The sequence below is a fragment of the Streptomyces sp. NPDC051018 genome (assembly GCF_044456085.1).
GTDB lineage: Bacteria > Actinomycetota > Actinomycetes > Streptomycetales > Streptomycetaceae > Streptomyces.
Genome location: NZ_JBITFN010000012.1, coordinates 114210 through 133666 on the forward strand (window position 1 = coordinate 114210; position 19457 = coordinate 133666).

17 protein-coding genes and 1 pseudogene are annotated in these 19457 nt (G+C 73.2%); 10 read left to right on the plus strand and 8 right to left on the minus strand.

Going from position 1 to position 19457, the window contains the following annotated elements:
* Nucleotides 1-547: 547 nt before the first annotated feature.
* Nucleotides 548-1297 carry an SURF1 family protein gene (locus ACIBCM_RS21625; protein WP_399245528.1) on the minus strand — a complete coding sequence of 250 codons (750 nt, stop codon included), beginning with the start codon at nucleotides 1295-1297 and terminating at the stop codon, nucleotides 548-550.
* A gap of 21 nt (nucleotides 1298-1318) precedes the next feature.
* On the minus strand, nucleotides 1319-3193 hold the full coding sequence (locus ACIBCM_RS21630; protein WP_399245530.1) for a prolyl oligopeptidase family serine peptidase: 1875 nt from the start codon (nucleotides 3191-3193) through the stop codon (nucleotides 1319-1321).
* A gap of 70 nt (nucleotides 3194-3263) precedes the next feature.
* Between ACIBCM_RS21630 and ACIBCM_RS21635 the strand changes: the two genes are divergently transcribed.
* On the plus strand, nucleotides 3264-4091 hold the full coding sequence (locus ACIBCM_RS21635) for a class I SAM-dependent methyltransferase (protein WP_399245532.1): 828 nt from the start codon (nucleotides 3264-3266) through the stop codon (nucleotides 4089-4091).
* Nucleotides 4092-4422: 331 nt separating this feature from the next.
* Here the strand turns inward: ACIBCM_RS21635 and ACIBCM_RS21640 are convergent, their stop codons facing one another.
* Nucleotides 4423-5067, minus strand: coding sequence for a TetR/AcrR family transcriptional regulator (locus ACIBCM_RS21640; protein WP_399245534.1), 645 nt, complete (start codon nucleotides 5065-5067; stop codon nucleotides 4423-4425).
* A gap of 132 nt (nucleotides 5068-5199) precedes the next feature.
* On the opposite strand from ACIBCM_RS21640, the gene ACIBCM_RS21645 reads away from it, so the two are divergent.
* On the plus strand, nucleotides 5200-6057 hold the full coding sequence (locus tag ACIBCM_RS21645) for an alpha/beta fold hydrolase (protein WP_399245536.1): 858 nt from the start codon (nucleotides 5200-5202) through the stop codon (nucleotides 6055-6057).
* A 381-nt stretch (nucleotides 6058-6438) separates the two neighbouring features.
* Here the strand turns inward: ACIBCM_RS21645 and ACIBCM_RS21650 are convergent, their stop codons facing one another.
* From ACIBCM_RS21650 to ACIBCM_RS21660, 3 genes are all read right to left on the minus strand, one after another.
* Complete coding sequence (locus ACIBCM_RS21650) at nucleotides 6439-6741, minus strand: DUF6191 domain-containing protein (protein WP_399245538.1); 303 nt, start codon at nucleotides 6739-6741, stop codon at nucleotides 6439-6441.
* A 123-nt stretch (nucleotides 6742-6864) separates the two neighbouring features.
* The gene (locus tag ACIBCM_RS21655) at nucleotides 6865-7527 is read right to left on the minus strand and encodes a 4'-phosphopantetheinyl transferase family protein (protein WP_399245541.1); all 663 of its coding nucleotides are present in this window, start codon (nucleotides 7525-7527) and stop codon (nucleotides 6865-6867) included.
* A 591-nt stretch (nucleotides 7528-8118) separates the two neighbouring features.
* Nucleotides 8119-8694: a TerD family protein gene (locus ACIBCM_RS21660; protein WP_399245543.1), complete on the minus strand. Its 576-nt coding sequence runs from the start codon at nucleotides 8692-8694 to the stop codon at nucleotides 8119-8121.
* 142 nt (nucleotides 8695-8836) lie between these two features.
* On the opposite strand from ACIBCM_RS21660, the pseudogene ACIBCM_RS21665 reads away from it, so the two are divergent.
* Nucleotides 8837-9193 (plus strand): annotated as a pseudogene (locus ACIBCM_RS21665) (ArsR/SmtB family transcription factor); the annotation flags it as partial.
* A gap of 313 nt (nucleotides 9194-9506) precedes the next feature.
* On the plus strand, nucleotides 9507-10211 hold the full coding sequence (locus tag ACIBCM_RS21670) for an SRPBCC family protein (RefSeq protein WP_399245545.1): 705 nt from the start codon (nucleotides 9507-9509) through the stop codon (nucleotides 10209-10211).
* 145 nt (nucleotides 10212-10356) lie between these two features.
* On the opposite strand, the gene ACIBCM_RS21675 is transcribed toward ACIBCM_RS21670, so the two are convergent.
* On the minus strand, nucleotides 10357-11688 hold the full coding sequence (locus ACIBCM_RS21675; RefSeq protein ID WP_399245547.1) for a chloride channel protein: 1332 nt from the start codon (nucleotides 11686-11688) through the stop codon (nucleotides 10357-10359).
* A gap of 189 nt (nucleotides 11689-11877) precedes the next feature.
* On the opposite strand from ACIBCM_RS21675, the gene ACIBCM_RS21680 reads away from it, so the two are divergent.
* Both ACIBCM_RS21680 and ACIBCM_RS21685 read left to right on the plus strand, forming a co-directional pair.
* Nucleotides 11878-13434 carry a hypothetical protein gene (locus tag ACIBCM_RS21680; RefSeq protein ID WP_399245548.1) on the plus strand — a complete coding sequence of 519 codons (1557 nt, stop codon included), beginning with the start codon at nucleotides 11878-11880 and terminating at the stop codon, nucleotides 13432-13434.
* A 204-nt stretch (nucleotides 13435-13638) separates the two neighbouring features.
* Entirely contained in the window at nucleotides 13639-14097 is a 459-nt protein-coding gene (locus tag ACIBCM_RS21685) for a hypothetical protein (protein ID WP_399245550.1), read from the plus strand.
* A gap of 159 nt (nucleotides 14098-14256) precedes the next feature.
* On the opposite strand, the gene ACIBCM_RS21690 is transcribed toward ACIBCM_RS21685, so the two are convergent.
* Nucleotides 14257-15594 (minus strand): SMP-30/gluconolactonase/LRE family protein, encoded by a 1338-nt coding sequence (locus tag ACIBCM_RS21690; RefSeq protein ID WP_399245552.1) that lies wholly within the window; start codon nucleotides 15592-15594, stop codon nucleotides 14257-14259.
* A 161-nt stretch (nucleotides 15595-15755) separates the two neighbouring features.
* Between ACIBCM_RS21690 and ACIBCM_RS21695 the strand changes: the two genes are divergently transcribed.
* From ACIBCM_RS21695 to ACIBCM_RS21710, 4 genes are all read left to right on the plus strand, one after another.
* Nucleotides 15756-16049, plus strand: coding sequence for a hypothetical protein (locus ACIBCM_RS21695; protein ID WP_399245554.1), 294 nt, complete (start codon nucleotides 15756-15758; stop codon nucleotides 16047-16049).
* On the plus strand, nucleotides 16040-17119 hold the full coding sequence (locus ACIBCM_RS21700; protein WP_399245556.1) for an FkbM family methyltransferase: 1080 nt from the start codon (nucleotides 16040-16042) through the stop codon (nucleotides 17117-17119). The genes ACIBCM_RS21695 and ACIBCM_RS21700 overlap by 10 nt, the downstream gene beginning before the upstream one ends.
* 2 nt (nucleotides 17120-17121) lie before the next feature.
* A complete protein-coding gene (locus tag ACIBCM_RS21705) occupies nucleotides 17122-18351 on the plus strand; it encodes a glycosyltransferase family 4 protein (protein WP_399245558.1) in 1230 nt (409 codons plus the stop codon).
* A 496-nt stretch (nucleotides 18352-18847) separates the two neighbouring features.
* The gene (locus ACIBCM_RS21710; protein WP_399245560.1) at nucleotides 18848-19429 is read left to right on the plus strand and encodes a hypothetical protein; all 582 of its coding nucleotides are present in this window, start codon (nucleotides 18848-18850) and stop codon (nucleotides 19427-19429) included.
* Nucleotides 19430-19457 lie beyond the last annotated feature (28 nt).

The window sequence follows — 19457 nt, forward strand, 5'->3', positions numbered from 1 at the left end:
CGCCGGAAGGTGGATGCGTCGGGGTTCCGGGTGCGGGGCCTTGGCTTTCGGGTTGCTCGGGGCCCGGCCCCGACCCGCGGATCGCGGGGCTCGGGTGGCGGCTTGCTCCGGCGGCCCGAGGCATGGAGGCCGCCTATGGCCTGGGACCTTGAGGGCCGGGCACCTGACCGACCGACGGGCTGCGGGTGACGGCTCGCTCTGAGACCCGAGGCGCGGAGGCCGCCCATGGTCTGGGACCTTGAGGGCCGGGCCGCCCATGGCCTGGGGCTCGGGTGCCGCCCCCGGTTGTTGCGTTGGGCGTCCCGCCGCAGGTGGCGGCTTGCTTCGGCTTCCGGGCGAGGCCTTGGCTTTCGGGTTGCTCGGCCTCCGGATCGCCGGGTCTCGGGTGCGGAGGCGCCGATGGCTTGGGGCTCGGGTGCCGGCCTCGGTTGTTGTGTTGGGCGCCGGCCGCGGGTGGCGGCCTGCCCGGGCGGCCCTGAGGCATGGATGCCGCCACGGGCCTCGGGCCCCGGCGCCCAGGGGCCCCGGGCCCAGGCGTCCCCAGGAGTCAGGGCGCCGGGGCCAGGCCCAGTTCGCGGTCCTTGGCCGCCTCCAGTTCGCGGCGCAGGAGGCGGAACCACATGAAGAGGATGAAGGCGACACCCGCGAACCACTCGCCGGAGTAGCCGAGGTTCTGGAACGCCTTCAGATCGAGGCCGGAGCCCTCGGGGAGGGACGCGGGCACCGGCACCAGACCGGTGTCCGCCTCGGCGAGGGTGACCCATGCGTCGTACACCTGGTCCGGTACCAGGTTGACCAGGGACGCCGCGCTGATCATCCCCAGCTGGCCGCTCGGCAGCCCGCCCGCCTGGACCCCGTCGGTGCTCACGGTCTCGGACGCCTGGAGCGCGCCCCTCACCATGACCTCACCGGCGGGTGCCGAGGGCGCCGGGCTGCCCTCGGCGAGCCAGCCGCGGACCACGGGAAGCGTACGGCCGCCGTCGGTCCTCAGGAGGGTCAGCACATAGGAGCCGCGCTTTCCGTCCAGCTCGCGATCGGGGACGAGGAACTGCTCGCCGTACCGCCCGGTGGCCGTCGCCGTCCGGCCGGAGGTCTCCGTGTCGACGGGGAGCAGTTCGTCCAGCGGTGTGGGCCTGCGCTCGTCGGCCGTGGGCGGCCGGTCCGCCTCCCGCTGGGTGGCGACACGGTCCTCGAACCGCCCGAGCTGCCAGGTCCCCATGAAGACGCACAGGGGGATCGCCAGCAGGACGAAGACATTGATCCCCCACCAGCGGGGCGTCAGCAGGAACCGGTACACCCCTCCACGGTACGGAACCCGTCACGGCCCCTCCGGTCCGCCCCCCTCTCCCGTGCCTTCTCCCGCGCGCTCTCCCGCCGCCGCGGCGGACGTGCCCCGGGGCGCGCCCAGATGGGCCGCGGCGAAGGCGATCTCCTTGGCGACCTGCTTGATCCGCTCCTCCACCACCAGGGAGCCGTGCCCCGCGTCGTACCGGTAGACCTCGTGGACGGCGCCACGGGCCGCGAGCCGGTCCACATAGTTCTCCACCTGGCGGATGGGGCAGCGCGGGTCGTTGACTCCGGCGGAGATATAGACGGGCGCCCGGACCGCGTCCACATAGGTCAGCGGCGAGGACGCCTCGAAGCGCTCCGGGACCTCCTCCGGTGTCCCGCCCAGCAGGGTGCGGTCCATCGCCTTGAGGGCCTCGATCTCGTCGTGGTACGCGGTGACGTAGTCCGCGACCGGGACCGCCGCCAGCCCGAGCGCCCAGTCGTCGGGCTGGGTGCCGAGGCCGAGGAGGGTCAGATAGCCGCCCCAGGAGCCGCCCGCCAGGATCAGCTTCCGAGGGTCGGCGAGCCCCGACTCCACCGCCCAGGCCCGGACCGCCGCGATGTCCTCCAGCTCGATCAGCCCGACCCGGTGCTTCAGCGCGTCCGTCCACGCGCGTCCGTAACCGGTCGAGCCGCGGTAGTTGACCCGGACGACCGCGTAGCCGTGGTCGATCCAGGCGGCGGGACCGGCCGCGAAGGAGTCGCTGTCGTGCCAGGTCGGGCCGCCGTGGATCTCGAAGACGGTCGGCAGCGGACCGCTCGCGCCCGGGGGCCGCTGCACCAGCGCGTGCACCAGCCCCCCGGGGCCCTCCACCCACGCGTCCTCGACCGGCACCGACTCCGGGGCCTTCGCGCCGGGCGGATCGAGAACGACTCCGCCCGCCGTCGAGCGCACCTGCGGCGGAAGCGCCGCCGACGACCACAGGTACTCCACCTCTCCGCCGGGCCTGGCCGTCGCGCCCGAGACCGAACCGGCCGGTGTCTCGATCGGCGTCAGGGCGCCCGTCTCCAGGTCGTACCGCCACAGCTCCCCGCGCGCCTTGAAACTGTGCGCGACCAGCAGCCCCGAACCGTCCGGATACCACTCGGCGATCACATCGCCCGGGAGATCGATGGCGAGAGCCGTCTCCTCACCCGTGGCGGGATCCCAGATCATCGGCTCCCAGCGGCCCCTGCGCTGATGGCCCACGAGCAGCCGGGTGTCTCCCTCCACGGGGGCGAATCCGAGGACTTCGAGTCCCAGCTCCCTCGTCCCCGCCGCGGTGTCGTCCAGCTCCGCCACCGTGGCTCCGTCGAGGCCGACGACACGCAGCGCGGAGTGCATCGCGTCCCCGTGCTCGGTGTGCTCGATCGCGATCAGCCTCCCGTCCCGGGACAGATCGCCGACGCCCGCGGACTGCCGGTGCCGGTAGATCTCCACCGCCGCGGCGTCCTCACCGGGCCCCACGAAATGGATCGTCGTCCCCTCGTCCTCCGTGGAGCGGCCGACCACACAGACACCGTCCCGCCCGATCGCGAGGCCCGCCGGATAGGCGGGCGCGAGTCCGGGCACGGCGGGCACGTCCTCCCCGCCCTCGAACGGCTGCCGCATCCATATCCCGAACTCGTCCCCGTCCGTGTCCGAGAACCACCAGATCGACCCGCCGTCGGGCGACAGCACCCCGTCCGTCGTGCCGTTCGGCCGGTCGGTGACCTGTCGCTGGGCGCCGGTGGCGCGATCCCATGCGTACAGCTCGTAGGTCCCCGTGGCATTGGAGACGAAGAGCGAGCGGGCGGGGGCGTCCTCCGCCCAGTCGGGGAGGGAGACGCGGGGCGCGCGAAAGCGCCTCTCCCAGTCGGGCGTCGAGTCGGTGATCTCAGTCATGACCCCATTCTGCGCCGGACCCGCGACAATCCGTTCGCATCGTCCGCAGCCTGTGGATAACTTCGGATCCATGTACTCATCAACGCCCCCGGACTGGCGTGAGACCAACCGCTCCAACTGGGACGAACGCGTTCCCCTCCACATGGCGAGCGACTACTACGACCTCGCCTCCTTCCGCTCCGGCAAGGACGCCCTGCGCGACTTCGAGGTCGCCGAGGTCGGTGGCGTCGACGGGCGTACGCTGCTCCACCTCCAGTGCCACATCGGCCTGGACACCCTCTCCTGGGCCCGCCGCGGCGCCGCGCGGGTCGTCGGGCTCGACTTCTCCGAACCGGCCGTGGAGACCGCCCGCTCGCTGGCCGCCGAACTCGGTTTCGGACCGGACCGTGCCGCGTTCGTGGCCGCCGATGTGTACGACGCCCCCGGAGCGGTCCCCGACCCCTCGTACGACATCGTCTACACGGGCGTCGGTGCGCTGAACTGGCTTCCGGACATCGGCCGCTGGGCCGAGGCCGCCGCCTCGCTGGTCGCCCCGGGCGGCTTCCTCTACCTCGCGGAGTTCCATCCGCTGACCGACGTCCTCGACGACGAGACCGGCTCGACGGTGGTGCATGACTACTTCTCGCGCGAGGCGTGGGTGGAGGAGATATCCGGTAGCTACGCCGATCGGGAGGCCCGGACCGCCAGCAACCGTACGGTGGAGTGGCAGCACCCGATCGGCGAGGTGGTCTCCGCGATCGCCGCGTCGGGGCTGCGGCTGGACTTCCTGCACGAGCACGCTGTCTCGCTGTTCGGGCGCTTCGACCGGCTCACCCGGCACGACGACGGCTTCTACCGCTTCCCGGCGGACCGGCCCCGGATCCCGCTGATGTACTCGCTCAAGGCGACGCGCGTCTGAGCGGGGCGGATGACCCGTGCCCGCCGCGGGCGACCGGCGCCCATCACGCGCGGGGTGCGTGGGGCGCCGGCCCGGTCGTACGCGCTGGTTCTTCACGGCGGTTCTTTACGGCGGTCGTACGCCGCGGGGCTGTGCGTGGTGTGCGCGGTGCTTCGGCGCGGCAGTCCCCGGTGGCGAGGGCGAGCGGTCGGAGCTGAACAGTCCGCGCCGACCGGTCGGTGTCGACCAGTCGGAGACGACGGTGGCTGTTGAGCGGCCGGCGTTGAGCGGCCGGCGTCGAGCGGTCGGCGTCGAGCGGTCAGGGGTTCGGCGTCGATGACGGGTTCGGCGTTCAGAGGTCGTCGGCGGGCGGTACACCGTAGACGGTGAGGAAGGCATGCGCGCCGGCGGTGGCGCAGCGGTCCAGCTCGGCGTCGGTGTGCTGGGGGCGGCCGGTGAACATCGCCCTGTTCACCGGGATCCACAGCAGCAGGCCGGCGAAGTGGTTCGCGGCCAGGAGCGCGTCGTCGATCCGGAGTACTCCGTGGTCGGCCAGGCGCTGGAAGGTCTCCGCCAGCGTGGCCATCCCCCGCTCGAAGCCCTGCTCGTACCAGGCCTGACCGAGTTCGGGGAAGGCGTCGGCGTTGGCGATGACCAGACGCCGCAGCTGAAGTACGTGGGGCTGGGTGAGCGCGGTCAGGAACTGCCGGGCCAGAACGGTCAGATTCTCTTCCAGGGTGTCGGCGTCGGCCGGGAGGTCGGCCACCAGGTCGGCCAGTCCGTCGATCCGGTCGGTGGTGGCCAGGACGATCTCGGCGAACAGCTTCTCCTTGTCGGCGCAGTGCTTGTAGACGGTCTGCTTGGACACCGCGGCCAGCTTCGCGATGTCGTCCATGCTGGTGCCGGCGTACCCCTTGGCCATGAACGCCTGGGTCGCGGCCTCCAGGATCGCCCGGCGCTTGCGTGCCGAGCGGCTCTGCTCGTCCTTCGTCTCCATGTCATCCCTCGGTGAGTACTGGACAGTCTAGTTCTTCTATGGGTACTGTACCGTCCAGTTCCCGAGTAGTACTGGACCGTCCAGTTCTTTCGCTGATTTCGGGACGACATCTTCACGTGAACGGAGACACCGATGACCCGCACCGAGACGAAGACGCTTGAGGTTCCCGGGGCTCAGCTGCACTACGAGGTCCGTGGTTCGGGGCCGCTGCTCCTGGTGATCCCGGGGGCGCCCGCCGACGCCGGGTCGCTGGCCGGCCTCGGCGCCGTGCTCGCCGACCGCTACACCGTCGTCAGCTACGACCAGCGCGGCCTGTCACGCAGCGGCCTGACGGGACCGCCGGGCGATCTGGACGTCGCGGCCTTCAGCGAGGACGCACGTCTGCTGCTCACCGCCCTCGGCGGCGAGCCCGCCCATGTCCTCGGCACCAGCGGCGGCGCCCTGACGGGCCTCGACCTGGCCGCCCGCAACCCCGGACTGGTGCGCGGCCTCATCGTCCACGAGCCGCCGATCCCCGAACTCCTGCCCGACCGGGAGCAGCTGCGCGCCACCTTCCAGCAGGTGTACGACACCTACCGGGCCGAAGGCCCCGGAGCGGCCATGCCCGCCTTCATGGCCACCATCGACGGCGGCAACGGCGCTCCCCCTGAGATGCCGGACTTCTCCCAGCTGCCTCCCGAGGCCCTGGAGACGATGGGCAGGATCCAGGGGAACCTGGACTTCTTCTTCGCCCATGTCCTGCTGCCGGTCCTGCGCTTCGAGCCCGACCTCACCGCGCTGCGCTCCCTCGCCCCGCGGATCGCCGTCGGATTCGGGGCCGCGTCACCCGTGGGCGTACCTCTTCAGTCGGCCCACGCCCTCGCCGAACACCTCGGCACCAAGGCCGTCGAATTCCCCGGCGACCACCAGGGCCTGGCCATCGATCCCGTCACCGGCGCCGAGATCATCCACGACACACTCACCCGTATCACCGCGGAGACGGAGAAGTAGGGCCCCGGGGCCCCCGATCCGCCGGGCACCGCCGCGTGGGCCGGTACCTCCTGGACGCCGGAGGGGGTACGGCCCACCGGGCCCGGGCGGTTCCGCGGAGGTGCCGAAGGGCCGTGCGTGGGCCCGGGCCGGCCCGATGCGTCGCCGTCGCCCCGCCGGGGCCGGGCGCGGCCGGACGCCACGGTGGCTCCCGTACGCCGAGCCGGGCCGTGTGATCCGGTGGTGGTGCGGGGAGGCGGAGCCCGGTCCGTACTCCGGTGTCCGCCACCGTCCGCCGGTCCGGTTACGTAACCGCCTGCCCGACCGGTTACGCCTCCGGCACTCCTGTTGCCGTTGCCGTCGGCCGGGTCGCCTGTTCGGGCTACCGGTTCGCCGGTCCCGTCATCGGTCTCTCCGGTGAGCGCGCAGCCGCACCACCGCTCGGCCTCCGTCCAGGTCCACCGTGGAGCGGTTCGGCGGGGCGCCGTCCTCGTCGTCGTCCCTCAGCAGCAGCGCGCTCCGGCGCTCTTTCAGCTCGCTCTGCTTGCCCGGCGAGAAGCTCGCGTGCAACTGCTCGAAGCCGGTGGAGGACACCTGTCCCGTCCTCTTGCCGCGGCCCGTCGCGCGCAGCAGCTGGTCGCCGAAGGCTATGACCGTCAGCAGGATGACCAGTCCGGGCAGCGTCATGAAGACGACGAATTCCATGCCGTCAGTCTCCGTGACGGGCGGCCGGTTCAGCCAGGGCCGCGGCCGGACAGGGCAGGGGGGCCAGGGGGACACGCGGTGGCTGTCCCCGTATGTACGGAACCGGTTCGCGCCGGGAGGGCATCAGCCGCCGGGCTTCCGGGCGTCCGCCTCGGGCCGGGCCGCGACGGCCGCCGCGTAACCCGGGTCGACCGGCAGATCGCTGAGGGACCAGCCGGTGTCACCGGCCGGGCGGGGGCCGGTGCCCGTGTAGGTGCGGGACAGTTCGCCGCCCAGGCCCACACCGGCCGCCTTGAGCAGGGACTCCTTGCGGGTCCAGCAGCGGGTGAAGGCGAGAGGGCGGTCGGCCGCGGGGAGCGCCGCCAGTTCCGTACGCTCCCGGGGGTGCAGCTGGGACACGACATCGGCGATCGTGCTCTCGGCGGGCACCGCCTCGACATCCACCCCGACGGGGCCGGTGGCGAGGGCGATCAGCACCAGGCCCGACCCCGTTCTGCTGGTGTGCGAGAGGGAGAAGTGCACCGGGGCGCCGGGGACGACGGGCCGTCCGTGCGGTCCGCCGCAGTGGGCGCACGGTTCACGTCCGAAGACGATGGTCTCCGGTGCCCGTCCGAGGCGAGCGCCGAGGAGCCGGCGCAGGGCGATATGCGCCACGGCATACGCCTCCCTGTCGGCGGGACGGCGGAAGGCGTCGAGGCGGGCGGACTCCTCCGCGTCGAGGAGGTGGCGGTGGGCCATCGCGTCCTCGGCGTGCTCGGGCACCTGGCCGGTCCAGAGCAGTTCCACCCCCGGTGGCGGATTCGGCGCGGCTTCCTCGGGGCCGATACCGGGGCCGACACGGGGGCCGCTGCCGGAGCGCGGTCCGGGCCGTGGTCCCGGACGTGGTCCGGGGCCGGATCCGGAAAGGGTCTCGGGCGCCATGGGCCAGTGCCTTCCGATGGGCCGGCGGGAGGGGAGGGGCGCGGCGGAGGGAGCCGCGGGCAGGGCAGGGGGCCGCTGGGGGATACGGGCAAGGGGGCCCGGCCGATACGGGCAAGGGGCCCGGCACCCGGCCCAACCGGGAGCCGGGCCCCTTGCCGTACCACCGTTCGCCGTCCGTCCGTGCGGATTGCCGTACCGCCATCCGCCACCGTCCGTCGGACCCGGATCCCCGCGGACTCAAGATCCGCGGGTACCGAGGATCCGTGCATACCCGAGATCCGTCCCAAGAGCCCCCAAGAGCCCGTACCCAGGACCTGAACCGTTGGACAGGCCCTCGGTCCACGGCATGTCGCCGGGTCCGGGACGCGGACCCGGCGACATGCGTGAGGCCACATGAGCGGCGCCCGGATGTCGCTCCATGCCGCTCTGTGCCGCTCTTGGGCGTCGGGACAGCGCTCAGATGTTGACGCCGAAGTCCTGCGCGATGCCGCGCAGACCCGAGGCGTAGCCCTGGCCCACCGCACGGAACTTCCACTCCGCGCCATTGCGGTACAGCTCGCCGAAGACCATCGCGGTCTCGGTCGAGGCGTCCTCGCTCAGGTCGTAGCGCGCCAGCTCGGCGCCGCCGGCCTGGTTGACGACGCGGATGAACGCGTTCCGCACCTGACCGAAGGACTGGCTGCGGCTCTCGCCCTCGTGGATGGAGACCGGGAAGACGATCTTCTCGACGCCGGCGGGCACACCCGCCAGATTCACGTTGATCTGCTCGTCGTCGCCCTCGCCCTCACCGGTGAGGTTGTCACCGGTGTGCTCGACGGAGCCGTCGGGGCTCTTCAGGTTGTTGAAGAAGACGAAATGCTGGTCGCTGAGCACCTTGCCGTTGCCGTCCACCAGCAGGGCGCTGGCGTCCAGGTCGAAGTCGGTACCGGTGGTGCTGCGAACGTCCCAACCCAGGCCCACGACTACCGCAGACAGGCCCGGGGCCTCCTTGCTGAGCGAGACATTTCCGCCCTTGGACAGGCTGACACCCATGGAAATCCCCTGCGCAATCCGGCGCGGGCCGCGCCTTTGACGTTTCGTTTGCCCACCGGGACAACGAGCCTCCCGTGGCCGCGGTTCCCGATCCCGGAGTACCAATATCTAAGTTTTGACTTATATAAGCGTGGGTTGCATAGTGGGGGACGTGCACGCATTCGACGTACTCGGGGATCCGGTGCGGCGCCGGATATTGGAGCTGCTCGCCGAGGGTGAGCAGCCGTCGGGCGCGCTCGGCGCGGTGATCCAGTCGGAGTTCGGGATCTCGCAGCCCGCCGTCTCCCAGCATCTGCGGGTGCTGCGGGAGTCGGGGTTCGCGTCCGTGCGGGCCGAGGGCACCCGGCGGCTCTACGCCGTCGACGCCGGGCCGCTGCGCGAGGTCGACCTCTGGCTGGAACGGTTCCGGGGCTTCTGGGAGCAGCGCCTGGACGCACTCGGCACCGAACTGGCACGGGGCAGGCGCGAGCGCCGCAGGGAGGCGGGGCGGACGGATCACCGGCCCGGCGACCCGGAGCCGCCCTCACCCGGGGTGCGGGACTCACCCACTGTGCCGACCGCACCCACCGTGCCGACCTCGCCGACCGGGCGCCCGCCGGTCACCGTGGAGCCGGCCACCGGGCCACCGGCGCCCGTACCGCGGCGGCATCCGCGGAGACCACCACAACAGCAGGACCCCGCACCACAGCCCCCACGGAAGCAGCAGAAGCAGCAGAACGAGCACGAACAGACCCCACCGCAGCGGCAACCGCGTCAGCGGCGGAACACGGCGAACGGCGACAAGGCAGCAGCCGAGGAGCAGAGGAGCAGCGATGAGTGACTTCGTCGATCGGATCAACGACATCCACCGTGAGGTGGGAACCCGCCCGGTGGCGGGCGAGGAGGCCCGTACCGTTCTGCTGCGGCGCACGTACGACGCCACCGCCGAGGACGTGTGGGACGCCTGCACCGACCCCGAGCGCATCACCCGCTGGTTCCTGCCGGTCAGCGGCGACCTCAAGCTCGGCGGGAACTACCAGCTGGAGGGCAACGCGGGCGGCGAGATCCTGGAGTGCGAGCCCCCGAGGCGGCTCAGGGTGAGCTGGCTCTTCGGCCCGAACCCCGGCTTCAGCGAGGTCGAGGTCCGCATCACGCCCGAGAGCGAGGACCGGACCGTGTTCGAGCTGGAGCACGTGGCGGTCGTACCGCCGGAGATGTGGGACGAGTTCGGTCCCGGCGCGGTCGGCGTGGGCTGGGACCTCATGGCGCTCGGCCTCGGGCTGCATCTGCGCGGTGGCTCGATCGAGGATCCGGCGGCGTGGCAGGAGTCCGAGGAGGCGCGGGAGTGCATGACCCGCAGCAGTGAGCGGTGGGGCGAGGCGTACGCGGCGTCCGGCGCGCCCGACGACGTCGTCGCGGCGGCCGTACGGGGGACGACGGCGTTCTACGCACCGGAGCCGGCACAGTCCTCGGAGAACCCGAAGAGCCCGGCCGACCCGCAGAACCCGGCCGACCCGCAGAACCCGGAAAACTCCTGAGAACTCCTGAGATCGCGGCGGACCCGGACGGCGCCTGACCCGGCCTGCCCCGGCGTCCGAAGCCGGGCATGGCGGCGGCCCCCGGTGGCGGGGGCCGGCACGCCTTCCGGCTCCTCCCGCGGCGGGGGGCGGCGCGTATCTCCGCTCACACCTCACCCGTGCCACGTCCCGCCACACGCCGCCGGTCCAGCAGTTGCGCGGTCACGAACCCCACGACCGCGCACACGGCGATCAGCGGCGTCTGGTTTGTCGCGTCCTCGCCCATGAGGATGAAAGCCAGTACGGCACTGGTGACCGGCAACCGGGTGACCACCGCGGTCGCGGTGGCGACCCCGAGTGCCAGGGCCGGTGTCGTACCGAATCCCGGCAGCCCCGAACAGGCCACCCCCATCGCCGCGCCGAGCAGCACGGACGGAAAGATCGGACCGCCACGCAGCGCGCCCAGGCAGATCCCCCAGGCCAGTCCCTTGCACAGGACGAGCACCACGAGGGAGGCGACCGACCAGGCGTGCGGCTGGGCGGCGAGCGCTCCGAGGGCCGCCTGCCCGGAGAGCGCCGCCTCGGCGGGGGAGCGGCCGGTGATCAGGGCGTACGCGGTGATCAGCACGCCCACGGCGACGGCGCACACCACCGTACGCAGGGCCGTTCGCCGCCGGGTCCACTCCGCGCTCAGATAGCCGAGGCGGTGCGCGGCCGCCACCACGACCCCGATGACCACGGCCAGGGGAACGCCCCACAGGAAGTCACCCGCGTCCGGGGAGACGTTCGGCGGGACGACGGGCAGCCGGAGCGCCCCGATGGTGAAGCCGGTCCACTGCCCGAAACCGGTGAACACCAGCCCGCCCACCCCGCTGGCCAGCAGGCAGGGCAGCAGCAGGACCACCAGCTTCGGCCCGGCGAGCCCCGCGGCCTCCACGATCATCACGGCGGCCACCAGCGGCCCGCCCAGGATGGTCGAGATCGCGGTGGTGGAGCCGGCCGTTCCGAAAACCAGGGCCGCCTGGGGGTGGGCCGCACGCTTCGCGGACCGCACGGTGAGCAGCGCCAGCCCGCTGCCCAGCGCCATCAGAGGGGCCTCGGGCCCCAGCACCACACCCAGCGGCAGCGTCGCGAGCGCGGCGAACAGGACACCCGGCAGCTCCCTGGGCCCGCTGGGCGGCCCGCCGAGCCCCTTCACCGGCACATGGCCACCGCCGCCGGGGACCCGGGTGACGACCGGGGCGAGCAGCAGACCCGCCAGCAGCAGCGCGGGCAGCGGCCACCACCACGGGGGCTCGTCATAGCCGAGGGTCCGGGGCAGGGCCTCCCAGACACCGTGCTGGATCCAGTGCTGGAGACTCACGAAGAGGAAGCAGGCGAAGGCGATGGGCACGCCCACGAGGGCCGAGAGCAGCAGCAGTTTGATGTAGCCGCGGCTGCGCAGGACGTCGTGCAGGGGAGTCGCGTCGCTCGCCGTGTCCGGCACCGTCTCGGCCATGAGCCCATGCAACGGCCGCGGTGGGCGGCCTGCCCGGGGAAGGGCCCGAACGGGTGAGGACGCGCCCGGCCGTCCCCCGGCCCTCCACCCGTACGGGGCAACGCGGCTCGCCCGCCGGGCCCGGCACGGTTTCGCTGGCTTCAGCGAGCGCGCCACGAGCCGCGCGTCCCGGCAGCGCGGAGGAGTCCCATGGCGGACGAGGCGAATCGAGACCACGGTCCCGACGGGGGAGACGGGGGCGAAGCCGGACGGGGTGGGGAAGGCGCCGGGCCGGACGTGCCCGGCGGCGCGGGCCGGGACGCCGACACGGGCGGAGGCACCGGTAAGGGCGCCGGCGGAGGCGCCGACGCGGGCCCGGGCGAAAGCGCCGGTCAGGGCGGCGGCCCCGGTGGCGACGGTGACGGAGACATCGCGCGCCTGCGGGACCGGGTCGCCGCGCTGGAGAACGGCGGGCGGCGCGCGTCCCACCACCGTTTCCGTTCCTTCTGGTCCGCGCTGCTCATCGTCATCGGCTGTGTGTTCGCCCCGCTCGGCGTCGTCGCCGCCTGGGCGTCCCAGGAGGTCGGCGACACCGACCGCTACGTCGCCACGGTCGCCCCGCTCGCCTCCGACCCGGCCGTGCAGTCCGCGGCCGCCAACCGGGTGACCGACGCCATCATGGCGCACATCGACCTGAACTCCCTGCTGGCGGGCGTGGCCCCGGCCGACCGCCCCCGCCTCGCCACCGCGCTCGGCAAGCTGGGCAACTCCCTGGAGAACTCGGTCAGGAGCTTCGTCCACGACAAGGCGCAGGCCGTCGTCGCCTCCGACACCTTCAAGACCGTCTGGACGGACGCCAACCGCAAGGCCCACGACGCCGTGGACAAGGCCCTGACCGGCAGTGGCGGAGGCGCGGTGCAGCTCACCGACAACTCGGTGCAGCTCGACCTGGGGCCGGTCGTCGACCAGGTCAAACAGCGGCTGGTGGCCGACGGGCTCTCGGTGGCGGGGAAGATCCCCTCGGTCCACACCGACATCACGCTCGTGCGCTCCGACGACATCGGCAAGGTCAAGACCGCCTTCCGGCTGCTCCAGCTCTCCGGGTTCTGGCTGCCCGTACTCGCGCTGGTACTGATCGCGGGCGGCATCCTCCTCGCCGCGCGCCGCCGCCGTACGCTCATCGCCTCCGCGCTCGGAGTCGCCTTCGCCACCGCGCTGCTCGGCCTGGCGCTGACCGCCTTCCGCGCCGTCTACCTCGACTCGCTCCCCGCCGGGGTCTCCCAGTCCGCCGCCGGAGCGGTGTACGACGCGCTCGTCCGGCTGATGCGGACGACGGTACGGATGGTGGTGGTCCTGGGGCTGGTGATCGCGTTCGCCGCCTGGGTGACCGGCCGGGGTCGCCGGGCCGTCTTCGTACGGCAGTTCTGGCACTCGGGGATCTCCGGCGCCCGCTCGGCGGCCGACCGCGCCGGTCTGCGGACCGGTCCCGTCGGGCCGTGGGTCCACCGGTACCGCCGCTGGATCATCTGGATCCTGGTGGGACTGGCCCTGCTGATCTACCTCCTGTGGAGCTATCCCACGGCGTGGGTGGTCGTCGGGATCGCGCTGGCGCTGCTCCTCGCGCTGGCGATCGTCGAGTTCCTGGAGGAGCCGGGCCACGGCCCGGGTGCCGCGCGGGGACCGGGGCACGGGCCGGGACCGGAAGCGGGGCCCGGTTCGGGGGCCGGTACAGGGGCCGGTACGGGCGCGGCCCCGGCGGGCCCGTGAACCGGCCCGGTCCGGAACCGTGGCCGGGAACAGGTGGCCGGGAACAGGTGGCAGGGGACAGGCGACAGGGAAGAGGGGGGCGGGGGCGCGGCCGGAGGGCCCGTCACCCGAACGGACCGGGCCCGATGGCGCCTCGGCCGGACGCAGCCGAGGCTCGAATCACCGTCCGCGTCGGGCGTACGGGATGACGAGAAGGGAAGTCCCATGACCCAGGCATCTCAGCCGACCGGGACCCCGCCGCCCAGGCCGACCCCCGGTCCCGTCAGGGACCAGAACAGCGGCTGGGCGGTGGGCGGGGTCGTGTTCGCGGGCGTCCTGATGCTGTGCAACGGCGTGCTCGCCATCCTCCAGGGCATCGCCGCGATCGCGGACGACGTCGTGTACGGAGTCGTCGGCGACTACGTCTACCGGATCAACCTCACCGGCTGGGGCTGGATCCACCTGGTCATCGGCGTCGTCCTGGTGATCATCGGCGTGTGCCTGCTGAAGAACATGGCGTGGGCGCGGTACGCCGGTATCTTCGTCGCCGCCATCAGCCTCATCACGCAGTTCCTGTTCCTCCCGTACCTGCCGATCTGGTCGGTGATCATGATCGCGATCGACGGCTTCATCATCTGGGCCCTGGCGACCTACCGGCCCACCGACCGCGAAGCCCTGCTCTGACCCGTCGTCAGCCCCCGGCCCGTCGGCGACCGACGCCCGCCGGACCGGGGGAGACGGCGCGAGTGCCCGGTCCACAGCGGCGGACCGGGCACTCGCGCCGTCTCCGCACGGTCCCCACCGTCCCGCTCCGGGCCCCGGTCGCCTGACTCCGATCGTCGGCTACCGGGAGAGGTCCGCGCGCAGGACGTTCGGATCGGTGAGCGTGTACGCCGCGGAACTGGCGACATAGACGGCCGAGCCGAGCCGGGCCAGCGCCGTGGGGTTCTGGAGGCCCTGCCGCGCGGTCAGCACCGGCGCCCGGCCGCCGTCCCCGCGGACGAGGTCGACGCTGTTGTCGGTGACCCGGGCCACGAGGAAGTCGTCGCCGCGCCCGGTGAACAGCAGATCGTCGACGTCACCGAGCCCCTCGGCCACGGTCCGCGGCACGCCCGCCCGGCCGCCCGTGAGCGGCAGGCGCAGAACCGTACCGCGGTCGTGGTTGGTCACCCAGACCGAACCGTTGTGCACCTTGACACCGCTGACGCCGAGGAACCCCTCGCCGGGCGCCGGGTCGAGCGCGGGGTCGTCGCTCCAGCGCTCGGGCCGCCCACCGTCCAGGGGCACGCGCCAGACGGTCCCGCCGACGGAGTCGGCGACGTACAGCCGCCGCGCGGCGGGATCCAGGGCGAGGCCGTTGGGCAGCGACGCGGCGGGGAGAGGGGCGACCCGGCGGGGGGCGGCCGCGCCGGGTGACAGCCGCCAGACGCCGGTGAGACCGGGCGTACCGGTGGCGTACGGGAAGTACAGGGTCCCGTCGTCCGCGCGGACGACACCGCCGAGGAAGGGCTCCCCGAGCGCGGGCGTCTCCGAACCCGGGGGCGGCGCGGGCACGGTGGCGAGGACGCGCACGGTCCCGTCCGGGCCGACACGGGCGATCGAGCGGGCGTGCGCGAAGGTGACGACGACCGAACCGCCCGGCTCGGCGGCGACGCCCTCGGGCTGCCGGCCCGCGTCCAGGTCGAGCCGGGCGAGGAAGCGCGCGGTGGAGGCCCTGAGGACACAGCCCTCCCGCGCACGGGAGCCCGTATCGGCGGACCCGGCACCGGCGGACCCCCTGTCGGCGGACCCCGTATCGACGGTGGACCCGTCCCCGGCGCCCGGTCCGGCGCCGGAGTCCGCGCGGGTGCCGGAGTCCGTGCCCGGGGCCGTACGGGAGCCCTCGTCCGTATGGGAGCCCTCGACCGTACGGGGCCCCCGGTCGGCACCGGACGCGCCGTCGGCGCGGGATCCCGGGGCGGGCGCGGGCCCGTCGGCCGTACGGGCGCCGCCGCCGGTGGCCGGGCCCGTGGGGGCCGCCCCGGCCTGGGACCCGTACAGACCGGTGAGGGCGAGCGCCGTGACCGCGGTGACCGCGAACCTGCCCAGCGAGGACCGGGACGGGCCGGAAGGGGCGGAGGCGGTGAACTTGCCGGACTGGGTGAACGGGCGGGACGGGAGCGTGGGCGCGGGCTTCGACATGTCCTGACTCCTGGGGGAGGGAGCGCACGCGTGGGGCGTGGGTGTCTGCTGTCCGTCGGAGGGGCGTGGCCTTCAGGCGAGCCAGGAGAGCACCGGCCCGCCACCGGTGTCCAGCGCTGTCCGCGCTCGGCGTACACGGAATCTCCCCCTCCGGCAGCGGCGTGACGGAGCACCATGTCCATATATACGAGCACCGGCACGGACACGGTGGCCCCGGAGCCCGGGACCGCCGACCCGCCGCCGGCGGACGCCGGGCCGCCACCCGTTGCGCGCTGGTCGCCGGGGCGGTCGTCGCCGCCCTGGTCGGGCCCGTCGCCATCCGGCACCCGGGCGCCTTCGTGCGCCATGTCGTCTCCTTCCCCCTCGGTCTCACCGAGGTTCCCTCCCCGGCGGCCAGCCCCTGCCGGGCCGCCTCCTCGCCTCCGCCTTCCCCGGTGGCTCGGTGGTGGCGCTGACGCTGCTGTGCGCCGGCGCGCTGCTCATGGCCGTATCCCTGCTGCTGCGTCCGCCCACGACGGCGGTCGCCGCGGGGGACCGGCTCGCCCTCGGACTGCTCCTGGCCCTGTCCCTCGCGCCCGCCAGCCGTTACGGCTATCTGCTCTACCCCCTGGTCCCCTACGTCTGGTTCAGATCCTTCCGTTTCAGCTTCCGTTTCAGAGCCTTCCGGTTCCGACTCCCACCCCTTCCCGGAGACCCCATGTCCGCCCGCACCGCCCGCCCCCGGCCCCACCCCGACCAGCCGGTCCACACCACTCGCCCCGCACCCGCCACCCACCCCGTCCGCACCACCCGGGCCGCCTGGGCGCACGCGCTCACCCGGCGGCTCGGCCGGCGCCTCCCGTTCGTCGAGGCGGAGATCGACGGACTCGACAAGGTCGTGCGCCCCGGTGACGTATGCCTGGACGTCGGATCCGAATACGGCCTCTACACATACTCCCTCGCGGCACTGACAGGCCCGTACGGAACCGTCCACAGCTTTGAACCGCTCCCCGGCCCCTCCCGGGTCGTCGCCGTCGGCAGCCTGCTCCTGAGCAGCGGAAACGTCCGTCACCACCAACTCGCACTCGGCCGTGAACCGGGCCCGGGCACCATGAGCCTGCCGCTGCGCCGCCGACTGCCGGTGCACGGCCGCGCGTTCCTGACGACCGGTGCCGAGGGCCTCGGTCCCAACGAGGAGTTCGCCGCCGCCCGCCCGGTCCCGGTGGACGTGGCCACGATCGACGGGCGCGCCGCCGCCGGCTGTTTCGACCGCGTCGACTTCATCAAGGCCGACGTCGAAGGGGCGGAGCCCGCCGTACTGGCCGGTGCCGAAGAGGTCCTGAAACGGGACCGGCCCACCCTGCTCCTGGAGATCGAGGCGCGGCACCTGGCGAAGTACGGGGACACCCCGGACGGGCTGGCCGGGTGGCTGACCGGTCTGGGCTACACCATGTACATCTGGCAACGAGGTGACTGGCGGCCCGCGGACACCGTGACGGGGGACCGCCGGAACTACCTCTTCACCGTCCGCAACCCGGGCGTCTGACCATGCCGAAGACCCTGATCATCACCAATGACTTCCCGCCCCGGCAGGGCGGTATCGAGACCTTCGTCCACGCGATGGCGACGCGCTTCCCGGCCGATTCGGTGGCCGTCTACACCTCGGCGGAGCCCGGCGCGCACGCGTACGACGACGGGCTGCCGTTCCCGGTCGTACGCGATCCCTCCCGGACGCTCCTGCCGACCCGCCGCACGACCGACCGGGCCGTCGGCCTGATCCGTGAACTCGACTGCGACCGCGTCTGGTTCGGCGCGGCGGCACCGCTCGGTCTGATGGCCGCCGCGCTGCGCCGCCGTACCCGGGTACAGCGGCTGGTGGCCACGACCCACGGGCACGAGGTGTGGTGGGCGCGGACTCCCGGCGCCCGTACGGCACTCCGGCGGATCGGCGCGACCACCGACACCGTGACCTGTCTCGGCGACCACACCCGGCGGATCATCGCGTCCGCGCTCGACCCGGCGGCGGCATCCCGGATGCGCGCGCTGACTCCCGGGGTCGACCCGGCCGACTTCGCGCCGGACCCCGACAGTGGCCGCAGCGCTGACCCCGGCACCGGCAGTGGCCGTACCGCTGACCCCGCCCCCGCCACGGGCCGTACCGCTGACCCCGGCACCGGCCGTGCCGCCCTGCGACGGCGCTACGGCATCGCGCCGGACGCCCCGGTGGTGCTGTGCGCGGCCCGCCTGGTCCCGCGCAAGGGGCAGGACACGCTGATCCGCGCCCTGCCGCTCGTACACCGCTCGGTCCCCGGCGCCACCCTCCTCCTGGTCGGTTCGGGCCCCTACGAGTCCCGGCTGCGCAGACTGATCGCCGCGGAGGGCGTCCGGGACACGGTCGTCCTGGCCGGCGGCCACCCGCACACCGCCATGCCGGCCTTCTACGCGGCGGCCGACGTCTTCGCCATGCCGTGCCGGACCCGCCGCCTGGGCATGGAGGTCGAGGGTCTCGGCATCGTCTCCCTGGAGGCGGCGGCCGCCGGTCTCCCCGTCCTCACGGGCGCCTCCGGCGGCGCGCCCGACACCGTACGGGAGGGGGAGACGGGCCATGTCGTCGACGGCCGCGGCCCCGAACCGGTCGCGGACCGGCTGATCCGCCTGCTCGGCGACCGGGAAGCCGCCGCGGACATGGGCAGGAAGGGGCGGGAGTGGGTGGCCTCCCAGTGGACGTGGGCGCGTACGTACCGGCAACTGGCCGCGCTTCTCGCGTATCCGGACTGAGCGGGGGCGGCGGGTTCGGCGAGTACGCCTCAGGGCGCCGCCGGGCTCGATGGCCCAACGCCCCAACGCCCCAATACCTCAAAGCCCCAAAGCCCCAAAGCCCCAAAGCCCCAACGGCGCAACGCGCGGACGGGCGAGGGCCGGGTGGAGGTGCCCCGGAGCCCCAAGGCCGAGGGGTGCCCCGGAGCCCCACCGCTGACCGGCCCGACAGCAGGGCGCGGCGGGGCGGAGGGCAGGGACCCCGGCTTCGCAACCCGTGGCGGACGAAGGCCGGTTGAGGAGGATCCGGTACCGGTGTCCGCGCCCCGAGGCCCCTGAACGGCAGGGGAATCGGTAGGAAGGTTTCAGTGAACACCACCTGACCGCCGCGCGGTAGCGGGACACTTGTCCCCAACAGCCTTGTCCGCATCCACGGAAGAGGAGGTCCGCCATGGGCCGCCGATCCCCGCTCGCGCGCACCGCCAGACCCCCCACGGACCGTCGGCGCCAGGTGTACATGAGCCACAAGGTTCCGGGCATCCCCGGCCTCCCCGACCCGATCGTCCTGGCCACGGACGCCTCCGTCACGCCCGAGCTCGCCGCCTCCGGCTTTCTCTCCACCACCGGCCACACCGGCCTGCGCGCCCACGCCTACCCCCCGTATCTCGCCCGTCCCTCGGCCCGCGTGGTCGTGACCGAACTCCGCGCCGTCTACTGGGGTCTGACCACGGTCCTGACCGCCCACCCAGGCCGCCCCGTCGAAACCCGCGTGGACAACCTCCAGGCGCTCACCTTCCTCCGCCGCTGGCAGCAGGGCGGCTCCCAGATGCCCGACGGCTACGACACCCACCTCCGCTCCCGGGGCGTCAAACCCAGCCTCGTCAAACTCCAGATGCTCGCCGAATACACCCCCCACCTCACCTTCCTCCACGAGAAGGCCCACTCGGGCCACCCCCTCAACGAGGCCGCCGACTCCCTCTCCAAACTCGCCCTCCGCTGCCTCCGCGGCAGCGTCCCCCACACCGAACTCCCCCGCCTGATCCCCCTCTGGGCCAAGGGCGCCCTCAGGGACTACCGCCGCTCCCTGACGACGGAGTAGGGGGTGCCGCGGATGCCGTCCGGAGGAG